The sequence below is a fragment of the Streptomyces sp. NPDC005963 genome (assembly GCF_040638655.1).
Lineage (GTDB): Bacteria > Actinomycetota > Actinomycetes > Streptomycetales > Streptomycetaceae > Streptomyces.
Genome location: NZ_JBEXVD010000071.1, coordinates 1 through 3646, shown reverse-complemented (window position 1 = coordinate 3646; position 3646 = coordinate 1). Strand labels below are relative to the sequence as shown.

4 protein-coding genes are annotated in these 3646 nt (G+C 67.7%); 3 read left to right on the top strand and 1 reads right to left on the bottom strand.

Going from position 1 to position 3646, the window contains the following annotated elements:
- Both ABZ348_RS34540 and ABZ348_RS34535 read left to right on the top strand, forming a co-directional pair.
- The coding region (locus ABZ348_RS34540) for an adenosylhomocysteinase (RefSeq protein WP_358939954.1) at positions 1-94 on the top strand (94 nt) is incomplete at its 5' end.
- Positions 95-455: 361 nt separating this feature from the next.
- Complete coding sequence (locus ABZ348_RS34535; RefSeq protein ID WP_358939952.1) at positions 456-1085, top strand: hypothetical protein; 630 nt, start codon at positions 456-458, stop codon at positions 1083-1085.
- Positions 1086-1241: 156 nt separating this feature from the next.
- On the opposite strand, the gene ABZ348_RS34530 is transcribed toward ABZ348_RS34535, so the two are convergent.
- Positions 1242-2204 (bottom strand): RDD family protein, encoded by a 963-nt coding sequence (locus tag ABZ348_RS34530; protein ID WP_358939951.1) that lies wholly within the window; start codon positions 2202-2204, stop codon positions 1242-1244.
- Positions 2205-2325: 121 nt separating this feature from the next.
- On the opposite strand from ABZ348_RS34530, the gene ABZ348_RS34525 reads away from it, so the two are divergent.
- On the top strand, positions 2326-3333 hold the full coding sequence (locus ABZ348_RS34525; protein ID WP_358939949.1) for a stage II sporulation protein M: 1008 nt from the start codon (positions 2326-2328) through the stop codon (positions 3331-3333).
- The last annotated feature ends 313 nt before the right edge of the window (positions 3334-3646 follow it).

The window sequence follows — 3646 nt, the reverse complement described above, 5'->3', positions numbered from 1 at the left end:
CGGGGTGAAGCTGACCACGCTCCGTCCCGAGCAGGCGTCCTACATCGGCGTCCAGGTCGAAGGCCCCTACAAGCCGGACCACTACCGCTACTGAGCATCACGGCGGTCGGTCGCGAGATCCCTCGGTCGCTCGCCACGGGGCGACCACCGATCGCCAGCCCGTTCGTTGATGGTGACCAGTGCCACCGACGAACGGGCCCCGCGGAGCGGATGCCCGGTGCCTGATCGTCAGTCGAGCCGGCTCGACTGACGATCACGCCGGAGTACTCCAGCTACCTGGGGCCCACAACCCAGCCGGCAACCCATGACACCAGCGGTATGAAGTAGGCCCCCGCACCCCCGTGTCGGGGGCCTACCCATACCGTTCCGGACGGTTCCGACTCCTGGTCGGAGCCGTCACCGCACCAGAGCTTCACCGCGCCAAGAGCTCACCTGCACAAGGACGTCCACGCCCCATGCCTCGCGGTCGATATTCGCTCCATGATCCGCACGATCACTCCCCCCTCGGCGAAGAACACTTCCAGTGCGCGCCAGGACCCTCCGGTTGGCGCTATGTCTCCCAGACGACCACTCCTTCCGGCGATCACGCCGGCTCGGTGGATCTCGCCCTCGATGAACTCGGTCGCCCCATTCGTCTCGAACTCCACGCCGCGAGCTGGCAGGTCCGCGGTGCAGCGCTCGAAGGTGTCACCTGGGTCCGCTCGGACCCCACCGGCGCTCACGCCACCGAAGGCAATGTCCGTGCCCATGCCTTCACCGGTACGTCGCCTGCGTTCCTCGTCGCCACTGCCCGTCTCCTGCGACTCACCCCCCACTCACCCCTCACGCGCGTGCGCCTCGTTGCGTTCACCGACCCCGTGCTTGCCCCCCGTACCCTCGACCAGTCCTGGGCACTGGTGAACAGTGAAGCGCACGCCACTGACAACGGCCCCCTGACAGTGGACGAATACCAGGTCAGCGCCCTGGACACGGGTGAGCAGCACACGATCCACCTGGCCGGGGACGTGGTTCTGTCCGCACCGGGAATCGAGCTGGAGAGTCTGGAAACACCCCCCTCGTCCTTCCCGGACCCGTCGTCCCTCTGACCTGACCTGACCGGGACAGCCACCGGCCTTGAGAGCCATCGGACAGCAATCCGCGGCAGTCCGTGGGCGCACCGAAACGTCGAGGGACTCAGTTCCCTACGGGCAGCACGGGCAGCACGGGCAGCACGGGCAGCACGGGCAGCCGTTCCGCCGCCGCTACCCGGGTGGGAGGAACCCGGTCGCACCCGGCGTTCCATGTCCGGGGCCCGTCGGCTGCGCCCCCGTCGGCTGCGTCTTCGTCGAGGAGGGCGTTGCCACCTCCGGACTCCCGGGCACGGCCTGGTCGCCCCCAGAACCGCCCCCGTGTCCGGACCTCCTTCCGCCCTGGTGCGCGTCACTCTGGACCGCCGTCGCCTGCGCCGACCCGGTCCCCGGACCGACGATCCTCCGCGCGTCCCGGGACTGGCGTTCGTTCACCACGGCGGCCAGATACGCCGCGGGCGGCACACCCTCGGGAGGCGGAGCTCCGGTACACGCCACCAGATCGTTCGCCAGCCGCTCGGCCATCGACCAGCTCACCGCAGGGTCCAGCTGTCCCATGCGGATCAGGTACTGACGCACCGCGAGCCAGAGGCCGTCCGGCACCCCTGACAGGTCCACGTCGGCGAATCGTCCCGCCAACCACGGTGGAGGTGGCGGCACTCCCACCCCGCGCCCCGTCGGCACCCGCTCGCGTATCACCAGGGTCCCCGCGAACACATCGCCGATCCGTCGGCCGCGTGCCGATACGAGCGAGGCGATGCAGGCCACGACACCGAGCGTCATCAGGATCTCCACCACACCCATGGCCCCGCGCACCAGCGCATGCCGGAAGCGGATCGGCCCTCCGTCGTCCCGCACCACCCGCAGCCCGCACGCGAGCTTGCCCAACGAGCGCCCATGGCTCAGTGTCTCCACCGCTATGGGCCCGCCCACCAGGACGAGGACGAACGAGCCCACGGCGACGGCCATGGCGGCGGCATCGTCCAGCGAAGCGGTGGCAAGGGCGAGCCCGACGGTGACAGCGAGGTAGCAGGCCCACACCACCACCATGTCGATGGCCAACGCGAGCGCGCGACTCGGCAGTTTCGCGGGCTGGAGCCCGAGCACGACCGCGTCCCCCGTCACCAGTGCGCTCACCGGCAGCCGCCCTCCACCCTCGGTCCATCTCGTCCACGTCTCCATCAGTCTGCCAAGCTGATCGACACAGCGCCCCAGTAGTACGTATGTATTGCCCCCGTTCCCGGAGCAGGTGCCGACCATGGACCTCGATGTCTTCGTGACCACCCATCGCGCCGAGTGGGAGCGCCTGGACCTCCTCATCAGGCGCGGTCGCCGTCTGACGGGAGCGGAGGCCGACGAACTCGTCGCTCTCTACCAATCGACCGCGACCCATCTCTCCCTGATCCAGTCCACGACCCCCGACCCCCAGCTCGTCGGTCGGCTCACCCAGCTCGTGGCCAGGGCCCGTGCAGCGGTCACCGGTGCCCGCCGGGCAACGTGGCGGGACGCGGTCTCCTTCCTCGTCGCCGGGTTTCCGGCGGCCGTCTACCACTCGCGCCACTGGTGGATCCCGACCGCGGTCCTCTCCACTCTGCTCGCGGCGCTCATCGGTTGGTGGGTCGGTGTCCACCCGGACGTCCAGTCCTCGATCGCGGCCCCTGACGAGCTGCGGGCGATGACCCGCCCAGGGGGTGAGTACGAGACGTACTACTCAAGCCATCCCGCCACCTCTTTCGCCGCGCAGGTCTGGACGAACAACGCCAGAGCCGCTGCTCTGTGCCTGACCCTGGGCGCCTTCCTCTGTCTGCCGGTGGTCTGGATCCTGTTCCTGAACATGCTCAATCTGGGGGTGGGGTTGGGACTGATGACCTCCGCCGGCAGGCTGGACGTCTTCCTCGGCCTGGTTCTCCCGCACGGCTTGCTCGAACTCACGGCTGTCTTCATCGCCGCGGGCGCGGGAATGCGTCTCGGCTGGACGGTGATCGACCCGGGTCCGCTCTCTCGACGAACGGCGCTGGCCAGGCAAGGCAGAGCAGCCCTGGGCATGGCGATCGGCCTTGCGCTCGTCCTGCTCGTCTCGGGTGTCATCGAAGGCTTCGTCACCCCCTCCGACCTGCCCACATGGGCCCGTATCGGCATCGGCATCGCGGCGGAGGCACTTTTCCTCACCTACGTGTACGTCCTCGGCGGACGAGCAGCCCGAGCCGGAGACCATGGGGACCTCGATGCCACCGACCGCAGCGCCGAACTGCCCGCTGCTGCCTGATGTGCGTCCACCCCTTCTGACCTGCTAGTGTCCTCCTCGCCCGCAAAAACCATTGACAGTGGTCTTGCAGGGAGGTAGATTCAAACGGTTGCCTCGAACTGGACATGATCGAGGCTCATCGCTAGTATCTAGCTCGCTCTGAGTGGAAAGCGAAATTTCCGCAGAGCCAACCGACTTTCCCATTTAGATCGCGAAGGCTGATTCGCTCAGTCAAATCGCTTCTGATAAAGTCGGCTCAGCCGAAAGGCGAAAAGCCCTTCCAATCGGGTGCTGGATCGAATTCGAAGTCCGGAAACGGAGTGAGAAAAAGGTC